Annotated in this window: 18 protein-coding genes and 1 tRNA gene; 10 read left to right on the top strand and 9 right to left on the bottom strand. The window is 67.4% G+C overall.

Going from position 1 to position 17553, the window contains the following annotated elements:
* Nucleotides 1-43: 43 nt before the first annotated feature.
* From C475_RS17935 to C475_RS17915, 5 genes are all read left to right on the top strand, one after another.
* A complete protein-coding gene (locus tag C475_RS17935) occupies nucleotides 44-1492 on the top strand; it encodes a bifunctional ADP-dependent NAD(P)H-hydrate dehydratase/NAD(P)H-hydrate epimerase (RefSeq protein ID WP_006885288.1) in 1449 nt (482 codons plus the stop codon).
* Nucleotides 1489-1995, top strand: coding sequence for a cyclic pyranopterin monophosphate synthase MoaC (gene moaC, locus C475_RS17930; protein ID WP_006885287.1), 507 nt, complete (start codon nucleotides 1489-1491; stop codon nucleotides 1993-1995). Before C475_RS17935 ends, moaC begins: the two co-directional genes overlap by 4 nt.
* An 88-nt stretch (nucleotides 1996-2083) precedes the next feature.
* Complete coding sequence (locus C475_RS17925; protein WP_006885286.1) at nucleotides 2084-3097, top strand: SGNH/GDSL hydrolase family protein; 1014 nt, start codon at nucleotides 2084-2086, stop codon at nucleotides 3095-3097.
* A gap of 119 nt (nucleotides 3098-3216) precedes the next feature.
* A complete protein-coding gene (locus C475_RS17920) occupies nucleotides 3217-4263 on the top strand; it encodes a zinc-dependent alcohol dehydrogenase family protein (protein WP_006885285.1) in 1047 nt (348 codons plus the stop codon).
* A gap of 62 nt (nucleotides 4264-4325) precedes the next feature.
* Nucleotides 4326-4775 (top strand): acyl-CoA thioesterase, encoded by a 450-nt coding sequence (locus C475_RS17915; protein WP_006885284.1) that lies wholly within the window; start codon nucleotides 4326-4328, stop codon nucleotides 4773-4775.
* Nucleotides 4776-4806: 31 nt separating this feature from the next.
* Here C475_RS17915 and hflX read toward each other — a convergent pair whose 3' ends face one another.
* Nucleotides 4807-6117, bottom strand: a complete 1311-nt coding sequence (gene hflX, locus C475_RS17910) for a GTPase HflX (protein ID WP_006885283.1) — start codon at nucleotides 6115-6117, stop codon at nucleotides 4807-4809.
* A 194-nt stretch (nucleotides 6118-6311) separates the two neighbouring features.
* Between hflX and C475_RS17905 the strand changes: the two genes are divergently transcribed.
* A complete protein-coding gene (locus C475_RS17905; RefSeq protein ID WP_006885282.1) occupies nucleotides 6312-6641 on the top strand; it encodes an FUN14 domain-containing protein in 330 nt (109 codons plus the stop codon).
* A 73-nt stretch (nucleotides 6642-6714) separates the two neighbouring features.
* Here C475_RS17905 and C475_RS17900 read toward each other — a convergent pair whose 3' ends face one another.
* From C475_RS17900 to C475_RS17885, 4 genes are all read right to left on the bottom strand, one after another.
* Entirely contained in the window at nucleotides 6715-7773 is a 1059-nt protein-coding gene (locus C475_RS17900; protein WP_006885281.1) for a DUF4350 domain-containing protein, read from the bottom strand.
* Nucleotides 7760-8722 carry a S49 family peptidase gene (locus tag C475_RS17895; RefSeq protein WP_049930861.1) on the bottom strand — a complete coding sequence of 321 codons (963 nt, stop codon included), beginning with the start codon at nucleotides 8720-8722 and terminating at the stop codon, nucleotides 7760-7762. Before C475_RS17895 ends, C475_RS17900 begins: the two co-directional genes overlap by 14 nt.
* Nucleotides 8723-9012: 290 nt before the next feature.
* Nucleotides 9013-9300, bottom strand: coding sequence for a winged helix-turn-helix transcriptional regulator (locus C475_RS17890; RefSeq protein WP_006885279.1), 288 nt, complete (start codon nucleotides 9298-9300; stop codon nucleotides 9013-9015).
* A gap of 127 nt (nucleotides 9301-9427) precedes the next feature.
* The gene (locus tag C475_RS17885) at nucleotides 9428-10081 is read right to left on the bottom strand and encodes a hypothetical protein (protein ID WP_006885278.1); all 654 of its coding nucleotides are present in this window, start codon (nucleotides 10079-10081) and stop codon (nucleotides 9428-9430) included.
* Between the two features lie 176 nt (nucleotides 10082-10257).
* On the opposite strand from C475_RS17885, the gene C475_RS17880 reads away from it, so the two are divergent.
* Nucleotides 10258-11532, top strand: a complete 1275-nt coding sequence (locus tag C475_RS17880) for an RNA-guided endonuclease InsQ/TnpB family protein (RefSeq protein ID WP_006885277.1) — start codon at nucleotides 10258-10260, stop codon at nucleotides 11530-11532.
* 47 nt (nucleotides 11533-11579) lie between these two features.
* Here the strand turns inward: C475_RS17880 and C475_RS17875 are convergent, their stop codons facing one another.
* The 4 genes from C475_RS17875 to C475_RS17865 form a co-directional block, all read right to left on the bottom strand.
* On the bottom strand, nucleotides 11580-12005 hold the full coding sequence (locus tag C475_RS17875) for a hypothetical protein (protein WP_006885276.1): 426 nt from the start codon (nucleotides 12003-12005) through the stop codon (nucleotides 11580-11582).
* A gap of 161 nt (nucleotides 12006-12166) precedes the next feature.
* Entirely contained in the window at nucleotides 12167-12541 is a 375-nt protein-coding gene (locus C475_RS17870) for a hypothetical protein (protein WP_152436479.1), read from the bottom strand.
* A 312-nt stretch (nucleotides 12542-12853) separates the two neighbouring features.
* Nucleotides 12854-12979 carry a hypothetical protein gene (locus C475_RS25190; RefSeq protein WP_268869921.1) on the bottom strand — a complete coding sequence of 42 codons (126 nt, stop codon included), beginning with the start codon at nucleotides 12977-12979 and terminating at the stop codon, nucleotides 12854-12856.
* A gap of 585 nt (nucleotides 12980-13564) precedes the next feature.
* A tRNA-Asp gene (locus C475_RS17865) sits at nucleotides 13565-13637 on the bottom strand.
* A gap of 280 nt (nucleotides 13638-13917) precedes the next feature.
* On the opposite strand from C475_RS17865, the gene C475_RS17860 reads away from it, so the two are divergent.
* Genes C475_RS17860 through rpoB form a run of 3 tightly spaced genes read left to right on the top strand, consistent with a single transcriptional unit; the run spans nucleotide 13918 to nucleotide 17552 of the window.
* Nucleotides 13918-14154, top strand: coding sequence for a DNA-directed RNA polymerase subunit H (locus C475_RS17860; protein WP_006885274.1), 237 nt, complete (start codon nucleotides 13918-13920; stop codon nucleotides 14152-14154).
* A gap of 1 nt (nucleotide 14155) precedes the next feature.
* Nucleotides 14156-15721, top strand: a complete 1566-nt coding sequence (locus tag C475_RS17855; RefSeq protein ID WP_006885273.1) for a DNA-directed RNA polymerase subunit B'' — start codon at nucleotides 14156-14158, stop codon at nucleotides 15719-15721.
* A gap of 1 nt (nucleotide 15722) precedes the next feature.
* A complete protein-coding gene (gene rpoB, locus C475_RS17850) occupies nucleotides 15723-17552 on the top strand; it encodes a DNA-directed RNA polymerase subunit B (RefSeq protein WP_006885272.1) in 1830 nt (609 codons plus the stop codon).
* The last annotated feature ends 1 nt before the right edge of the window (nucleotide 17553 follow it).

The raw sequence follows: 17553 nt of genomic DNA, 5'->3' as shown, positions 1-17553 counted from the left end.
GGTTGCCCCCACCCTTATCCGGCGGGCGGGCGAACGCTCGTTCATGATTACGGGCAGCGAGATGGCCGTGGTCGACGAGAACGCCGCGGCGATGGGGGTCCCGCGCAAGCAGTTGATGGAGTCGAGCGGGCACGCGGTCGCGCGAGCGGTCCGCGAGGTCGCCGACGCGGGCGCGAGCGTCCGCGTCGTCGCCGGCCGGGGGAACAACGGCGGCGACGCCTTCGTCGCGGTCCGCTTTCTCGACGACTTCGACGTGACGACCAGTCTGCTGGGTCGCCCCGAGGCGATCGCGACCGACATCGCCCGCGAGAACTGGGACGCCCTCGCGGCCGGCGAGTACGACACCGAAACGGTCCGGGACTCCTCGGCGTTCGACCTCGGCGACCCCGACGTGGTCGTCGACGCGATGCTCGGGACCGGTATCGCGGGCGACCTGCGCGAGCCCGAACGCACCGCGGCCGCCGCGATCAACGACAGCGACGCGACCGTCGTCTCGGTCGACGTGCCCTCCGGGATGAACGCCGAGACGGGCGCGCTCGCCGAGACGGCCGTCGAGGCCGATAGCGTGGTCACGTTTCACGACACCAAGCCCGGGCTGGCCGATCTCGACGCCGAGGTGACCGTCGCGGACATCGGCATCCCGGCGGCCGCCGAGCGGTTCGTCGAGCGGGGCGACCTCACTCGCCTCGACGACCGCGACCCCGGGAGCCACAAGGGACAGAACGGCGAGGTGCTCGTGATCGGCGGCGGACCCTACGCCGGCGCGCCCGCACTCTCCGCGAAGGCCGCCCTCCGCGCGGGGGCGGATCTGGTCCGCGTCGCGTGCCCGATGGTCGTCGGCCGCGAACTCCAGGGCTTCGGTGAGGACCTCATCGTCCGGCCATACCAGGGCAAACAGCTCGAACCCAAACAGGTGGGCTTTCTCCTCCAGATGGCCCGCCACCACGACACCGTGGTCATCGGCCCGGGCCTCGGCGACGAAGCGGAGACCCTCGAAGCGGTCGAGGGGATCCTCTCGGGGTACTCCGGGACGGCCGTCGTCGACGCCGACGCACTCTCGCGGGTCCCGGACGTGGACACCGAGGCCGACCTGATCTGCACGCCCCATCAGGGCGAGTTCGCCGAAATGGGCGGGCGCGTCACCGACGACTGGGAGCAACGGACCGAGATCGTCGAGCGGTTCGCCGCGGATCTGGGCCAGACGGTACTCGTGAAAGGCGAGTACGACGTGGTCTCCGACGGCGAGACCACGCGAGTCAACCGCACCGGCAACGCCGGCATGACCGTCGGCGGCACCGGCGACGTGCTCGCGGGGATCACCGGCGCGCTCGCGGCGACCGAGGAACCGGTCCACGCCGCCGCGATGGCCGTCTACGCCAACGGCAAGGCCGGCGATCGCGTCTACGAGCGCCGCAACAACGGTCTCGTCGCCACCGACCTCCACGAGGAGATCCCGAGCGTCCTCTGGACCGACCGGGGTGGCGAGGCGTGAGCGAGGGCGACGGCGACACTGAATCGGCAGACGCCGACCTCACGCACACCGACGAGTCCGGCGAGGCCCAGATGGTCGACGTGGGCGACAAGCCCGACACCGCTCGTCGCGCCGTCGCGCGCGGGGTAATCCGGTTGCGCCCCGAGACCGTTGATGCGGTCCGCGACGACGCGGTAGACAAGGGCGACGTGCTCTCGACCGCTCGCGTCGGCGCGATCCAGGCGGTCAAGCACACCTGGGAGACGATCCCGATGTGCCACCAGATCCCGATCACGAACGTCGACACCGAGTTCGCCCTCGGCGACGACACGATCGAACTCACCGTCGCCGTCGAGACGACAGGGAAGACCGGCTGCGAGATGGAGGCCCTCGAAGGGACGACGACCGGGCTCAACGTCGTCTGGGACATGGTGAAGTCGGCGGAGAAAGACGCCGACGGCGAGTACCCCGAGACGGGCATCGACTCGGTCGAAGTCGTCGAGAAGACCAAGCGCCCCCTCTGACAGTCCCGGCTCACCCCCGTCGCGGCCTGGCGGCCGGCCTCGCCGGAGGCGCAAGCGGTATGTCCCGTGGTACCGACGAGTCGCCCGGATGACCGATACGTACCCGTCCGTCTCCCTGCACAACGTGGCCGAGACCGAGCCCGCAGACTGGGCCGACGGCGGCGACCGACTCTGTCGCGTCCCCGCGTCGGTCCGGGAGTCGCTCACCGAGATGGGCCGGGAACGGCAGTCCTGCGTCTCTCACAGCGAGGTCCGCTTCGTCCCGGACGGCGACGACGCCGAGGTCGAGGTGACCCTTTCGACGCCCGAGCGTGCCGAGATGCGCGTCTTCTGGGGGTCGTTCCAGCCCTGGCAGGCCCGCGAGATCGGCCCCGGCGAGGAGACGCTGACGCTCTCCGTTCCCGACCGCCTCGCCGAACTCGACGAGGCCGTCGACACCGGTCGGTTCGACCGCCGGGTCTGTCGGCTCGTCTTCGAGCGGTTCGTCCCGGTCGCCCTCCACGACGTGTCCGGCGACTGCCGGCCGCCCGAACAGGACGAACTCCCCGAGCGACGGTATCTCGCCTACGGCACCTCGATCACGGAGGGCGCCAAGGCGTCGGCGGCCCACCTGAGCTACGTCTCGCGGGTCGCCCGTAACTGCGGCCTCGACGCGGTGAACCTCGGGTCTTCGGGGTCGGCCCACTGCGAGCCCGAGCTGGCGGACTACGTCGCCGAGCGCGACGACTGGGACGTGGCGACGCTGGCGCTGTCGGTCAACATGGCCAACGCCGAGTTCACGACCGCGGAGTTCCGCGAGCGCGTCGAGTACTTCGTCGACACCGTCGCCGGCGCGCATCCGGACAAGCCCGTCGTCGCGGTGACGCTGTTCCCGTACTTCGCCGACGTGACCGCGAGCGGCGACCCCGACCGGGCCGGCGCGTTCCGCGAGGCGCTGCGCTCGGTCGTCGCCGAGTCGCCCCACGACAACCTCTCGCTCGTCGAGGGGACGGACGTGGTTTCGGCCGGTGACCTGACGTGGGACGTGCTCCACCCCGGCGACGAGGGCATGATGGCCATCGGGGACGGCGTCGCCGACCACCTCGAAACCGTGCTGGACTGACGGCGTCCGCGCTCGCCGAGCCGGTCGGTTCCGCCGCCACGACCGGTTCGACGGAGTGGCATCTCGCGATTGCGGGGACCTTCGCCTTTTTGCCTTCAGAGGACTCAGTGATACTACGTATGCGCGCAGCCATCTACCACGGCGAGCGGGACATCCGCGTCGAAGACGTGGAGCGACCCGAGATCGAGGACCCGAGCGACGCGCTGGTCCGGATCACCCACACCTGCGTCTGCGGGTCGGATCTGTGGCCCTACCGCGGGCAGAGCGACCGCGACACCCCCTCGCCCATCGGCCACGAGCCGATGGGCATCGTCAAGGAAGTGGGCGAGGACGTGACGAGCGTCGAGCCGGGCGACCGGGTGTACGCGCCGTTCGTCGTCAGCTGTGGCGAGTGCGAGTTCTGCCGGCGCGGCCTGCACACCTCCTGCGTGAACGGCGACGGGTGGGGCGGCGACAACGGCGGCGCCCAGGGTGAGTACGTCCGGTCACCTCACGCCGACGGGACGCTCGTGCGCATCCCCGACCGCCACGCCGACGACGAGGACACCCTCCGGTCGGTCCTCCCGCTGACTGACGTGCTGGGCACCGGCCACCACGCCGCGGTCAGCGCCGGCGTCGGCGAGGGCGACACCTGCGTCGTCGTCGGTGACGGCGCCGTCGGGCTCTGCGGCGTCCTCGCGGCCAAGCGCCTGGGCGCGTCCCGCGTCGTCGCGGTCGGCCACCACGCCGACCGCCTCGACATCGCCGAGGAGTTCGGCGCCACCGAGACGGTGCTGGGCGGGTCCGAGGGCGTCGACGACGTGGTAGGTCACGTCACTGACCTGACGCACGGCGGCGCCGAGCACGTCCTCGAATGCGTCGGCGCAGCGAGCGCGATGGAGACGGCCGCCGGCGTCGCCCGTCCCGGCGGCACCGTCGGCTACGTCGGCGTCCCTCACGGCATGGGTGACGGCCTCGACCTGTTCGACTTCTTCGGCGACAACGTCGCCATCCGCGGCGGCATCGCGCCCGTCCGGGCCTACGCCGACGAACTGCTCGCCGATGTCCTCCAGGGGACGCTCGACCCCTCGCCCATCTTCGACAAGACCGTCTCGCTGGAGAACGTCGCCGAGGGCTACCGCGCGATGGACGAGCGCGAGGCGATCAAGGTGCTCGTCGAGCCGTAACCGATCCGGGCCGGTACGGGACGGTCGGTAGACCGACAACCCTCCCGCCCGTCAAGGGAACTATGCCGAGAGTCAGCGACACCTACCTGGAGAACCGATGGCGCGTCCAGCCCAACCACGCCAACAACTACGGGACCGTCCACGGCGGCAACGTCATGAAGTGGATGGACGAACTCGGCGCGATGTCGGCGATGCGTTTCGCCGGCGAACCCTGCGTGACCGCCTCGATCGACCGGATGGACTTCCACCGGCCGGTCCCCACCGGCGAGGTGGTCGTCATCGAGGCGTTCGTCTACGACGAGGGCCGCTCCAGCGTCAACGTCCACCTCCGGGCCGCCCGGGAGAACCCCCGGACCGGCGAACAGGAGATGACCACCGAGTCGCAGTTCGTCTTCGTCGCCATCGACGAGGACGGCTCGCCCGTGCCGGTCCCGGACCTGACCGTCGAGGGCGAGCGCTGTCGGGAACTCCGGGAGCGGGCGCTGGAGTGGCGTCGGGACCGGGAGGAGTAGGCGGGTCGGGACGGTCCCGAGACCGACCGGCTCAGGCCGACGCCTCGACGAGCTCGCCCGCCTTCGAGCGCGACCGCTCGACGACCGCGGGGCGGGCTTCGAACTCGATGACGACCTGGTCGCCGTAGTCGACCGAGTCGACCTGGGCGTTGTCGTGGATCCACGAGACGACCGACATCGTGTCGTCGGTCATCGGCAGGACGAGCCGCTCGCGCTCGTAGTCCGGGAGTTCCGCGTGGATGCGCTCGCGGAGGTCGTCGACCCGTTCGCCCGTCCGGGCCGACACCGCGACCGGGTTGGGCGCCAGCGCCGACAGCGCGTCCCGTTTGCGGGCCACCTCTTCGTCGTCGACCGTGTCGACCTTGTTCAACACCGTCACGATGGGCGCTTCGTTGCGCTCGGCGAGCGTGTCGTGACACGTGACGAGCTTCTCGCGGATCTCCTCGACCGGTTCGCTCACGTCGACGACCAGCAGGACGAGATCAGCCCGGTAGACCGAATCCAGCGTCGACTTGAACGACTCGACGAGCCAGTGGGGGAGATCCGAGACGAACCCGACGGTGTCGGTCACGAGCACGTCCCGCTGGTCCATGTCCGCGCGTCGGGTCGTCGTCCCCAGCGTCGTGAACAGCCGGTCCTCGGACTCGGCGGTCGCGTCCAGGTCCGGATGCAGGTCCTCGTTCTCGTCCACGTCGACGTCCTCGGCCAGACGACGCAGGAGCGTCGACTTCCCCGCGTTCGTGTAGCCGGCCAGCGCCACCAGGTCGAACCCGGATTCGCGGCGCTGGGTGCGGCGATGCTCCTCGGTCTCTTCGATCCGTTCGAGTTCGTCGCGGATACGCGAGATCTGGGACTTGATGTCCCGCTCGCGGCTCTCGTCGTACTCACCCAGCCCCATGAACCCCGGTCGCTCGTCGCGCCGGGCGAGGCTGGCCTTCGCCTCCGCTCGCGGGAGTTCGTAGCGCAGCTCCGCGAGTTCGACCTGGAGCTGGGCCTTGCGGGTCTGTGCGCGCTGGCCGAATATCTCGAGGATGAGCCGGAAGCGGTCGAGCAGTTTGACCCCTTCGGGGAGTTCGTTGCCGATGTTGTACGTCTGATACGGCCCGAGCTGGTTGTCGAAGACCACGACCGTCGCCTCGGTCTCGATCACCGTGCGCGCGAGCGTGGCGACTTTCCCCTCCCCGATGTGGGTCGCGGGGTCCTCCTTCCTGGTCTGGGTGACCTCGCCGACCACGTCGTACCCCGCCGCGCGTGCGAGCTCGCGTATTTCCGTCGTGTCGGACCGTCCGCTGTCGACGCGTTTGGCGACGACAGCCCGCCGTTGGGATCCTGTCTCCGTCACTCGCGCGGGAGTACGGCGCCCGCGTATTTAAACTCTGGTCGGTCGGGACGGAGGACCCGCACGCGGGCGGCCCGCCGGACGGTTCCGTCCGAGATTCGGGGTCCGACAGCCTCTCACCCGCCGGGTAGACGGGGGTTACCCGGCCCGGCCGGCGGACACAAGAGCCTTATTCCGCCGCCGTCACCGAGACGGATATGGTAGACATCGGCCTGCAACAGATCGGGCTGGAACTGGGCTCGGGCGCGGTGATCGGGGGGCTGATCGGCTTCGCGGCGAAGAAAGTCGCGAAGATCATCGCGATCCTGGTCGGCGTCGAGCTGGCGCTGTTCAAATTTCTGGAGTCGCAGGGCATCCTCGTCGTCGACTGGGAGCGCCTCTCCGCGGGCCTGGTCAACGCGAGTAGCGCCGCGACGGACGTCGCGACCGGGAGCCAACCCCCCGGTATCGTCGTGAGCCTGCTGTCGGTCATCCCCGTCAGCGCCGGGTTCACCGGCGGGTTCCTCGTCGGTTTCAAGAAAGGATAACGGACCGAACGCGCCTCGTTCCGGGTCTGTAGCGGTCGAACGAGAGACGTGTCGGAACGCGGATCCGAGCGGGTTACGGGGTCGGGGTGATCGGTGTGGTGTCGCCGTCTCCGCCGCCACTGTCTCCGCCGCCGTTACCGAAGCCGCCGTTACCGTCGCTTCCCTGTGGCACGCCCTCGTCCTTGTCGCCGGAGACGAGGAACTCCAGGAGGTTGCCGGCGAACTGCTCGTTGTCGAGGTCGTACAGTTCGGAGGACTTGAGGAAGGAGGTGTCGGCGACCATCACCAGGTTACCGCTCTGGGCCGCGACGGGGTACCGGCTCGCCTGCCGCCGTTCGAGCGTCCGCGTGCCGGAGAGAGCGCGCATGTGAACCTGCGAGTCGTCGCCGGTCTGGACGACGTAGCCCGCCGAATCGAAGGTCACGTTCGAGACGCCCTCGGTCAGCGCGCTCGACCCGTCGGGGCTGGCGATGATGCTCTCGTAGTTGTTGTCGTTGCCGCCGTCCTCGATGTTGTAGAGCCCCTCGCCCCCCATCCGGAGGCCGAACTCCCCGACGAGATCCTGGGCGCCAAAGCGGATCTGCGTGACCTGTGCGCTCAGGCCGCTGCCCACCGACAGCTGGGGCGGCTCGGCGAGTACGGCGATGCGACCGCCGCCGTCGGCGTAGGCGCTCAGTCCCGCGATCTCGCCGTCGGAGAACGACGCGGTCGGCTGGACGATCAGCACCGCGTCGTAGTGGCGCAGCGTCGCGTTGTAGCTGGTCTCGCCGAACCCGCCGCCGTCGCCGGGCGTGCTCGGCGTGAAGTCGACCTCGTGACCGGCCTGGGCTAGCGCTTCGACGAGCGGCGCCAAGTCCGACCGCGAGTACCGATTGCTGTGGCCGCTATCGACGAGGATGCGCTTGCTCTCGCCGGAGCTGTCTATCGATATCTCGCCGTCCTCGGGCGCGCTCGTCGCGAGGACGTTCTCCGGCGCGAACTGACCGGGCGACTGTCCCTCTATCTCCTCGCCGTCGGCCGGTCCGGCGGATCCCGACCCGGCAAGCGTCCCCACGAGCGCCGTGCCCGCGAGGACGACCGCGATCACGACCGCGAAGACGCCGAGCGGCTTGAGTATCTCACTCGCTTTCATTGGTCACCTCCCCGGCGTCCTCGGTGACCGGGACGCCCCAGACCGCGTGGAACTCGTAGGGCTGCTGGAACTCCGTCCCCTCGTCGTCGGAGCCGTCGACGTAGACGATGTTCCCGTCGACCCTCGCGGGGTCTTCCGAGAGCACGATCGTGCCGCCGGAGGGGCTGACCGGTTCGTTGTAGGCGACGTCGTACTGGTCGCCGTCGATGCCGTCGGCCCGCGCCGCGGCGTCCGCGATGGCCGAGTTGAGGTCGCCCATCTCGTCGGCGAAGCCGTTCCGGATCGCGGTCGGGCCGATGTACGCGTCGCCGTGAGCGACGCCGCTACGGTTCAGCGACAGGTTGGCGCCGCGGTGTTTGACGATCGTGTCGACGAAGGCGTTGTGGAGCGTCTCCATCTCCTCGCGCAGCTGGTCTTTGTCAATCGTGGCCTTGTCCGGGCCCGTCCGGAGATACGTCTTGCTCTGGGCCTCGGACTGTTCGACCGTACTCAGCGGCGCGCTGACGATGACGCCGATTGAGCCGACGGTCGAACTCGGCTTGACGAAGATCTTGTCGGCGGGCGCGATGCCGAAGTAGCCGCCCGAAGCGGCCGTCCCCTCGACGTAGGCGACGACCGGCATCTGCGCGGCGGTCCGGTTGACCGCCAGGTAGAACTCCTCGCTCGACGCGACGGCGCCGCCGGGGCTGTCGATCCGCAACACGACCGCCTCGACGGACTCGTTGGTTCTCGCTTGTCTGAGGTCTTCCTTGATGTCGTTCACGGGGCCGGCGTCTGTCCCGGCCCGCAGCGTGATGACCGACACGGCGGGGTCCCCCGAATCGCCCGAAGCGGACTGCGTGGCACTCCAGACGACCGGCGCGAGTACGGTGCCAATCAGGACGGCGACGACCACGACGATCACGTACAACACCGTGGTCGTCCTGGTCGAGTCTGTTCTATCCACCATACACACCGGAGAACGGACGACCCCCTCATGAAGGTTGGTCAATCTCAAATTCCGTTTGACATACGGGTCGGCTGCGGTCGGCCGGCGCGGTGACGACTCCTCGGTCCCGGTCTCGGCGGTAGCCGCGGCCTACCGGGGTTCGCCGACGTTCGACCGGTCCCAACGGCTACTCGCCGACCGATCGTTTCGCTCGTTCGCGGTCGTCGGACCCGCGACGGCCACGCCCGTGTCACGCCGCCCGCGACCGCTCCGCCGGCGGCCGGTTCCGTCGAGGCGCTCCCGCGGTCGCGTCAGAAGATGTCTTCGAGGGCTTCGAGTCGCGCGATCAGGTCGTCGATGCCGTCGTTCATTCGGGAGAGGCGCTCGTCGAGCCCGTCCGCCGGGATCGCCCCGTTGGGGGTCGGATCGACCAGTTCGTCGTCCTCCAGCATCCGCAGGGAGTAGCGCACCTTGTGTTCGGGCACGTCCGTCTCCTCGGACAGCCGGACGATCCCGATCGGTCCCGACTCGATCACCGCTTCCAGAATCCGCAGGTCCCGTTCCTCCTTCTCGACCTGTTTGGTCAGTCGTTCCACCATGAAAGCCCACCGGGTCTATTCCCCCCGTCCGTAATAAATGTCGCAGGTGCCGAATCCGACGTGACGCGGTCGAGACGACGAGGGCTGCGCGCCACCGCCCGGACCGCGCACGTCGTCACTCGCGGCCCTACTCGTCGCCGACCGGCGTCCGCCGGAGTTCGTCGATCTGGTCTCGCAGTCGCCCGAGTTCGCTCTCCAGTTCCTCCTGGCGGTCGATGAGCGCGCCGAGTTCCTCGGTGTTGACCGAGTAGTCGTGGTCGAGCGCGCTGTCGAGCGAGTCGGTCGTCGCCTGGACGAGATACGAGGCGAACTGCAGCACCTCCTCGGGCGAGCCTTGCCCCTCGAACAGGTCCACCGCGCCCGATTTCGGCGTGTAGCTCACCACCGGGACCTCGGCCTCCCCGTGGTAGGTCGTCGTCGCTTCCAGCTCGGTCACGGGGTTGCGCCGCTCGCGGGTCTGTTCGGTGCGGACGACGCCGAACGGTTCGGCCAGCGCCGGGTACGTGTCGCCCAGGTCCCGAAGCGCGTCGGCGGCCTCGACGCCGAGTTGGGCCTCGACGTCGCCGTAGAACTGTTTCGACCCCGACAGCGACAGCGCGACCGCGTAGAAGACGTGTTGGTTGTTCTCCGCCAGGTCCCGGATGCGTTCGCGAACGACGTCGTGGTTGCCCTCCAGCGTCGCCCGCTCCAGGTCGTCGAGCAGCGTCCGTGTCCCCTCCTCGCGCTCGAGGAACTCCTCGACGAGCACGCGGGGCATCGCCCGACTGTCGATCTCGTCCATACCGCCCCATTCGCATGCAGGCTTATAGAAGTTACAAGGCTAAAACCCCGCCCTTCAGGGCGGGGATACAGCCGACAGCTCCTACACAATCCACTGTTCGATGGCAAAACTGGATATTCCACGTCAACCGACACTATTACCATAACGACGTTCATAACTGGTTATGAAGCCAGAAAATGAGTCGAACCGTCCGAACCTTCGAGGCCACGATAACGAACCAGCAACTGGTTCGGGACGACCTCGATCAACTCGGATGGGCCGCCTCGAAACTCTGGAACGTCGGTCGCTACTACGCACAACAACAGTGGGACGAAACGGGCGAGATTCCCGACGATGGGGAACTCAAAACCGAACTCAAGGACCACGAACGCTACACGGACTTGCATTCTCAATCCAGTCAGCGCGTTCTCGAAGAACTCGCTGAAGCGTTCAACGGTTGGTTCGGCAAGCGTCGGAGCGGCGACGACCGTGCCCGACCGCCCGGCTACCGCAAAAACGGAGACTCCCACCCACGCTCAACCGTGTCGTTCAAAGCGGCCGGCTTCAAGCACGACGCACAGTTTGCCCGCGTTCGCCTCTCGAAAGGTCGCAATCTGAAAGAACACCGTTCGGACTTCATCCTGTGCGAGTACCAAACTCGCCCGGATGTTGACCTGACCGAATGGGACATTCAACAGGTTCGCGCCGTCTACAAACACGACGAGTGGCGACTACAATTCGTCTGTCGCACCACCATCGACCCGGAACCGCCGGGAGACGAGGTGGCCGGTGTTGACCTCGGGATCTGCAACTTTGCCGCTGTTTCGTTCGGTGGTGAATCGGTGTTGTATCCCGGTGGCGCGCTCAAAGAGGACGAATACTACTTCGCCAAGAAGCGTGCCGAAACGGACGATTCGGCGTCACGCGAAGCAAAGCGTCTCGACCGAAAGAGAACGGGCCGTCGGACGCACTTCCTGCACTCCCTCTCGAAAGCCATCGTCGAGGAGTGTGTCGAACGAGGTGTCGGGACGCTGGTCGTTGGCGACCTGGGTGGCATCCGTGAGGATGACGAAAACGGCGAACCTCGGGATCGGGGCGACCACGGCAACCTCTACTTGCACGGGTGGGCGTTCGATCGCTTCACGACGCTTCTCGACTACAAGGCAGAAGCCCAAGGCATCGACGTGGCGTTGGTGTCGGAACGCGATACGTCGAAGTCGTGTTCGGCGTGCGGCCACACTAACGACGATCAGCGAGTTGAACGTGGGCTATACGTGTGTGAGGCGTGCGATACGGTGGCGAACGCGGACGTGAACGGTGCGGAGAACATTCGGCAAAAGGTACTCCCGAGTCTCGCCACGGATGGCGGTGATAGGGATAACGGCTGGTTGGCACAGCCAGCGGTTCACCTGTTCGACCGTAGTGAGGGCTGTTTCGCCCCACAAGAACAGGTTGCTAACCGCGAACCGTAATATCCCAACGCAGTCGGGAATCCTCGCCCTTCAGGGCGGGGAGGATGTCAAACCGTTTGGCGGACCCGCTCACCGACTCGCCGGGCCGCCCACCACAGAACGCGTGCCGCGACGAACACCGCCACCGCGAGATAGCCGCCGGTCCCCACGGCAGTGAGCGATCCCGACGGGAAGCCGAGAGTCCGGCGAACGACCCAGACGAACGCGACACACGCCGCGACCAGCGCGTAGAAGGCGAAACCCTGCACGGCCAGCGACCACCGGCTCGCGCGCTCGGCCAGCGACGACCGCCCGACCGGCCCGAGCAGCGCCGCGGCCGCGAGGGACCCGCCGACTATCCAGACCCTGTTGGCCGGAGCTACCTCGGGTGCGTTGCTCAGGAACAGGACGACCGCGACTGCGCCCGCCAGCACCTCGGTCCACTCCGGGGTCCGGTCGGGCATCCAACTCCGGGCGCGGCGCTCGTGTCCCATGTTCCGACCGTGGGACACGTCCAAGTTAAGTAGTTTGGTTGACACAACTCTACGAGAGAAAACTCTACGAGACTGGTCACAGCGGGCGCCGTCGCGCCGCTCTAACGCCGGTCCCGTCTCTACAGGCGGACACGCGACCGTGTCGGTGCTCGCGGGCCCGTTCACCACCCCTCGACGGTCCCCCGGGAGCAGACGTGGGTCGCCACGAACACCGCCGCCGCGAGGAGCATGCCGCTTGTCAGCCCGGACACGATCGCCTGGAGAACGCCCCCCACGTCGCGAGCGATCTGGGCCAGCGCGACGAACACCGCGATCAGCGCGAGGCCGACGAGCGACCCGCCGGTTCGCGACCACTCCCCCGTGCGCGCACCGAGCGACAACGCGGCAGGCCAGAGAACCAGTACGGTCGCGGCGAATCCCCCGGCGATCCAGGTCCATCCCGGGCCCGCGCGCGCCGCCAGGTCGTCCAGGAACAGCACCCCAGCCAGCCCACCGGCGAGCACCTCCGCCACGTCGGCGCCTGGTCGGGCAGCCACCGGCGACCGCTCTCGGACTCCATACGCCGACCGAGACGGGCTCGCCACATAGTTCGTTCGGCCGACAGGAAGCGTAGCGACGACGGACTGACTCACGACGGGCAACGATGTCTCCCCTCCGATTCGGCGCGCGCTGTCGCGCGCTCTCGTGCGCGCGACGGAACTGTGCGAGGGATGAGAAGCGCAACGAAGCGAGCATCGCAATCGGCTGGGGAGGTTTGTGGCCGTCTGCGGTGCTGTGCGGGGCGGTTGCTGTCCTGGTGGACTGAAAGGGCGAGGCGCGCTCGCGCTTCGTGGTCGCCTGACCGGGCACTATCCGAAGCGGCCGCAGGCCGCGAGGATATCCCGGTCAGCGACCGCGAGCGCGGCGAGGGCTTTCATCGCTTGCTGTCCGCTGCGGTCAAAGCGGTTGCGAGCGAGCGCGCTGAGGGCTTTCACCGCCTGCTGTCCGCTGCGGTCGAAGCGGTTGCGAGCGACCGCGACGGTGCGACCGCTGGCGAGTCGACATCGACAGAAGACGAGCGAGGCGGGACCGAGCGAACGCGGAGCGTTCGCGAGGGTCGAGAGACGCCGATGGCGTCTCGCGGGATTTGAACCACGCCCGAGAACCTGCGCCTCCGGCGCAGAACCTCGGTCTACTTCAAATCTCACGACGGCGCACACTGAATCCAGTACGCGGCGCGATGAAACGCGCCGCTCGCCAGTTGGATTCAGAGAAGCGCCCGAGGCGGGATTTGAACCGGAATCAGACGTGCTCGCTCACTACGTTCGCTGCGCGCGACTGATAGGGTTCAGATTCCGCGTTGAGTGCGTTTCGCTGCTCACGCTGGCGAGCACACGAGGTGCTCGCCGTGAGGTTCGCAGCAGAAGACGCCCGAGGCGGGATTTGAACCGGAGGCAGACGTGCTCGCTCGCTCCGCTCGCTGCGCGCGACTGCCAGGGTTCAAATCCGAACGGCGTTCCTCGAACTTGGTTGCTCGCGACACAGCAAGCTGGTCGCTCGCGGTTCGAGTTCGAGAGAAGCGCCCGAGGCGGGATTTGAACCCGCGTCACGACCGTGACAGGGTCGTATGATGGGCCACTACACCACCCGGGCTACACTCACATCTGCGAGGGAGACACGGAAAAGGCTTTCCAGTTACGACGGCGCCTTCGCCGGATCGCGGCGTCTCGGCTGTGTCAATACCTCCCATACCCCAACACCTATCAAGGACTTCCGCGTATCCCTGGGCACGAACCGAACACGTCGCGGTCTCACGACGATTGCTCGCGGTGCGAGTAGCTCCGCTCGGCGAACTTGGTAAGCGTTTTATAGCTCGCGGTTATAGGCGCCTGTAGTATCTCGTGACAGCAACTTCTCCCAGACAGGCCAACACATGGTAGACGTAAGCCAACACGAACTCGTTCCCGACCACACGGTCCTCGACAGCGACGAGATCGAGGGCGTGCTCGAGGAGTACAACATCAAGAAAACAGACCTGCCGAAGATCAAGCGGACCGACCCCGCGATGCGCGACCTCGAAGCAGACGTCGAGACCGGCGACGTAGTCCAGGTTACGCGGGACTCGCGAACGACCGACCGGGCAGTCGTATACCGACTCGTCGTAGAATAACATGAATATTCAGGACAGACGCGAGATATCGCGTGAGTATTTCTCGAGGGAACGGCTCGCAGAACACCACTTCCGCTCGTTCAACGCGTTCCTCAACCGGGGGATGCAGGAAGTCGTCGACGAGAAGGCGACCATCGAGACGGACATCGGCGACAAGGAGGGCGAAGAGCCCGTCTACGTCGAACTCGGGGACGTGCGGGTGGTCACCCCGCGCGTCCGGGAGGCGGACGGCTCCGAGGAGCTGCTCTACCCCCAGGAGGCGCGCCTGCGCAACATCACCTACGCCGCGCCCGTCTTCATGGAGATGGCGATCATCAAGGGCGGCGAGGAGGAGGAAGAGCGGGTGGTCGACCAGACCGAGACCAAGATCGGTCGCATGCCGGTCATGGTCGGCTCCGACAAGTGTAACATCGCCGGGTTCACGCGCGAGGAGCTCATCGACATCGGCGAGGACCCCGCCGACCCCGGCGGTTACTTCATCGTCAACGGCTCCGAGCGGGTGCTGATGACCAGCGAGGACCTCGCGCCGAACAAGATCCTCGCCGAGACGGACACGAAGTACGGCGACACCATCGAGGTGGCGAAGACGTTCTCCCAGCGCCGGGGCTACCGCGCGCTGGTGCTCGTCGAGCGGACCCGCGACGGGCTGCTCGAAGTCTCGTTCCCGTCGGTCTCGGGGAGCATCAACTTCGTGACGCTCATCCGCGCGCTCGGGCTGGAGTCGGACGAGGAGATCGTCCACCGCGTCTCCGAGGACCCGGAGATCGTGAAGTTCATGCTCGAGAACCTGGAGGCTGCCGAGGTTCAGTCGACCGAGGAGGCCATCGAGGAACTCGGCAAACGCGTCGCCTCCGGCCAGGGCAAGAACTACCAGCTCAAGCGGGCCAACTACGTCATCGACCGCTACCTCCTGCCGCACCTCCACGAGGACGGCGTCGAGGAGGAGGACGTGCGCATCAACAAGGCGTACTACCTCTGCCGGATGGCCGAGGCGTGTTTCGAGCTCGCCCTCGACCGCCGGGACGCCGACGACAAGGACCACTACGCCAACAAGCGCCTGAAGGTCAGCGGCGACCTGATGAAGGACCTGTTCCGGACGGCGCTGAACAAGCTGGCCCGCGACGTGAAGTACCAGCTCGAACGCGCGAACATGCGGAATCGACAGCTCTCCGTGTCGACCGTGGTTCGCTCGGACGTGCTGACCGAGCGCCTGGAGCACCCGATCGCGACGGGCAACTGGGTCGGCGGCCGCTCCGGCGTGAGCCAGCTCGTCGACCGCACCGACTACATGGGCGTGCTCTCCCACCTGCGCCGGCTGCGCTCGCCGCTCAGTCGCTCGCAACCGCACTTCGAGGCGCGGGACCTGCACGCGACCCAGTGGGGTCGCATCTGTCCCTCGGAGACGCCGGAGGGACCGAACTGCGGACTGGTGAAGAACTTCGCGCAGGCGATGGAGCTCTCCCAGAACGTCGAGGACGAACAGGGACTGAAACAGGAACTGGCGGCGATGGGCGTCTCGGGCATCCCGGGCATCGAGTCCATCGACCAGCAGCCAGCGGACGACTAACATGAGCCAGCAAACACGAGAAGCCAAAGTCTACGTCAACGGGAGCCTGGTCGGGACGCACCCCGACCCGCATCAGCTCGCAGACCAGATCCGACAGGCCCGACGGCGCGGTGACGTGAGCGAGATGGTCAACGTCTCGGTCAAGAACCGCACGCGCGAGGTCATCGTCAACGCCGACGCCGGTCGCGCCCGCCGCCCCCTCCTCGTCATCGAGGACGGCGAGCCGATCATCTCCGACGAGGAGGTCGAGGCCGTCACGGACGGCGACATAGAGTTCGAGGAGCTCGTCGAGCGCGGATACATCGAGTTCATCGACGCCGAGGAGGAAGAGGACATCTACGTCGCCGTCAACGAGGAGGAGCTGAACGAGGACCACACCCACCTCGAAGTCGACCCGCAGCTGATGTTCGGTATCGGCGCGGGGATGATCCCCTACCCCGAACACAACGCCTCGCCCCGGATTACGATGGGGTCGGGGATGATCAAGCAGTCGCTCGGGCTGCCGAGCGCGAACTACCGGATCCGTCCGGACACGCGCCAGCACCTCCTGCACTACCCCCAGCTCTCGCTGGTCAAGACCCAGACGACCGAGCAGATCGGGTACGACGACCGCCCGGCGGCGCAGAACTTCGTCGTCGCGGTCATGTCCTACGAGGGGTTCAACATCGAGGACGCCCTGGTCATGAACAAGGGGTCGGTCGACCGGGGCCTCTCCCGGTCGCACTTCTTCCGCACCTACGAGGGCGAGGAGCGGCGCTACCCCGGCGGTCAGGAGGACCACTTCGAAATCCCCGACGACGAGGTCCGCGGCGCCCGCGGCGAGGAAGCGTACACCCACCTCGACGAGGACGGCCTCGTCAACCCCGAGACCCACGTCGGCGAGAACGACGTGCTGCTCGGGAAGACCTCGCCGCCCCGGTTCCTCGAAGAGCCGGACGACATGGGCGGGCTCTCCCCGCAGAAGCGGCGAGAGACCTCCGTGACGATGCGCTCCGGTGAATCGGGCGTCGTCGACACGGTGACGCTGATGGAGGGCGAGGACGGCTCGAAGCTCTCCAAAGTGAGCGTGCGCGACGAGCGCATCCCGGAACTGGGCGACAAGTTCGCCTCCCGGCACGGACAGAAGGGCGTCGTCGGTCACATCGCGCCGCAGGAGGACATGCCCTTTACCGAACAGGGCGTCGTCCCGGACCTGATCATCAATCCGCACGCGCTGCCGTCGCGGATGACCGTCGGACACATCCTCGAGATGATCGGCGGGAAGGTCGGCTCGCTCGAAGGTCGCCGTGTCGACGGCACCGCCTTCACCGGCGAGGACGAGGACGAACTCCGCGGCTCGCTGGAGGACCACGGGTTCATGTCCAGCGGCAAGGAGATCATGTACTCGGGCATCACGGGCGAGCAGATCGAGGCGGAGATCTTCCTCGGGACCATCTTCTACCAGAAGCTCTACCACATGGTCTCGAACAAGATCCACGCCCGCTCGCGCGGTCCGGTGCAGGTCCTGACCCGCCAGCCGACCGAGGGGCGCGCCCGCGAGGGCGGCCTGCGCGTCGGCGAGATGGAACGGGACGTGCTCATCGGGCACGGCGCCGCGATGGCGCTGAAGGAGCGACTGCTCGACGAGTCCGACCGCGAGTTCATCAACGTCTGCGGCGAGTGCGGGATGACGGCGGTCGAGAACGTCGAGCAGCGCCGTGTCTACTGCCCCAACTGCGACGAGGAGACCGAGATTCACGAGGTCGAGATGAGCTACGCGTTCAAGCTCCTGCTCGACGAGATGAAGGCGCTCGGCATCGCGCCGCGCATCGAACTGGAGGACGCAGTCTAAC

It is taken from the genome of Halosimplex carlsbadense 2-9-1 (assembly GCF_000337455.1).
GTDB classification, from domain to species: Archaea; Halobacteriota; Halobacteria; order Halobacteriales; family Haloarculaceae; genus Halosimplex; species Halosimplex carlsbadense.
Note: the sequence above shows the minus strand (reverse complement) of the source record. Positions and strands in the feature narration are given on the sequence as shown.

Bases quoted from the DNA above. Each gene is read 5' to 3' on its own strand.
- C475_RS17900 (WP_006885281.1), bottom strand. From the start codon at position 7,773: ATGAAAGCGAGTGAGATACTCAAGCCGCTCGGCGTCTTCGCGGTCGTG.
- C475_RS17920 (WP_006885285.1), top strand. From the start codon at position 3,217: ATGCGCGCAGCCATCTACCACGGCGAGCGGGACATCCGCGTCGAAGAC.
- C475_RS17925 (WP_006885286.1), top strand. From the start codon at position 2,084: ATGACCGATACGTACCCGTCCGTCTCCCTGCACAACGTGGCCGAGACC.
- C475_RS17880 (WP_006885277.1), top strand. From the start codon at position 10,258: ATGAGTCGAACCGTCCGAACCTTCGAGGCCACGATAACGAACCAGCAA.
- C475_RS17905 (WP_006885282.1), top strand. From the start codon at position 6,312: ATGGTAGACATCGGCCTGCAACAGATCGGGCTGGAACTGGGCTCGGGC.
- rpoB (WP_006885272.1), top strand. From the start codon at position 15,723: ATGAGCCAGCAAACACGAGAAGCCAAAGTCTACGTCAACGGGAGCCTG.
- C475_RS17895 (WP_049930861.1), bottom strand. From the start codon at position 8,722: ATGGTGGATAGAACAGACTCGACCAGGACGACCACGGTGTTGTACGTG.
- C475_RS17875 (WP_006885276.1), bottom strand. From the start codon at position 12,005: ATGGGACACGAGCGCCGCGCCCGGAGTTGGATGCCCGACCGGACCCCG.
- C475_RS17855 (WP_006885273.1), top strand. From the start codon at position 14,156: ATGAATATTCAGGACAGACGCGAGATATCGCGTGAGTATTTCTCGAGG.
- C475_RS17890 (WP_006885279.1), bottom strand. From the start codon at position 9,300: ATGGTGGAACGACTGACCAAACAGGTCGAGAAGGAGGAACGGGACCTG.
- C475_RS17915 (WP_006885284.1), top strand. From the start codon at position 4,326: ATGCCGAGAGTCAGCGACACCTACCTGGAGAACCGATGGCGCGTCCAG.
- C475_RS17860 (WP_006885274.1), top strand. From the start codon at position 13,918: ATGGTAGACGTAAGCCAACACGAACTCGTTCCCGACCACACGGTCCTC.
- C475_RS17885 (WP_006885278.1), bottom strand. From the start codon at position 10,081: ATGGACGAGATCGACAGTCGGGCGATGCCCCGCGTGCTCGTCGAGGAG.
- C475_RS17935 (WP_006885288.1), top strand. From the start codon at position 44: ATGATTACGGGCAGCGAGATGGCCGTGGTCGACGAGAACGCCGCGGCG.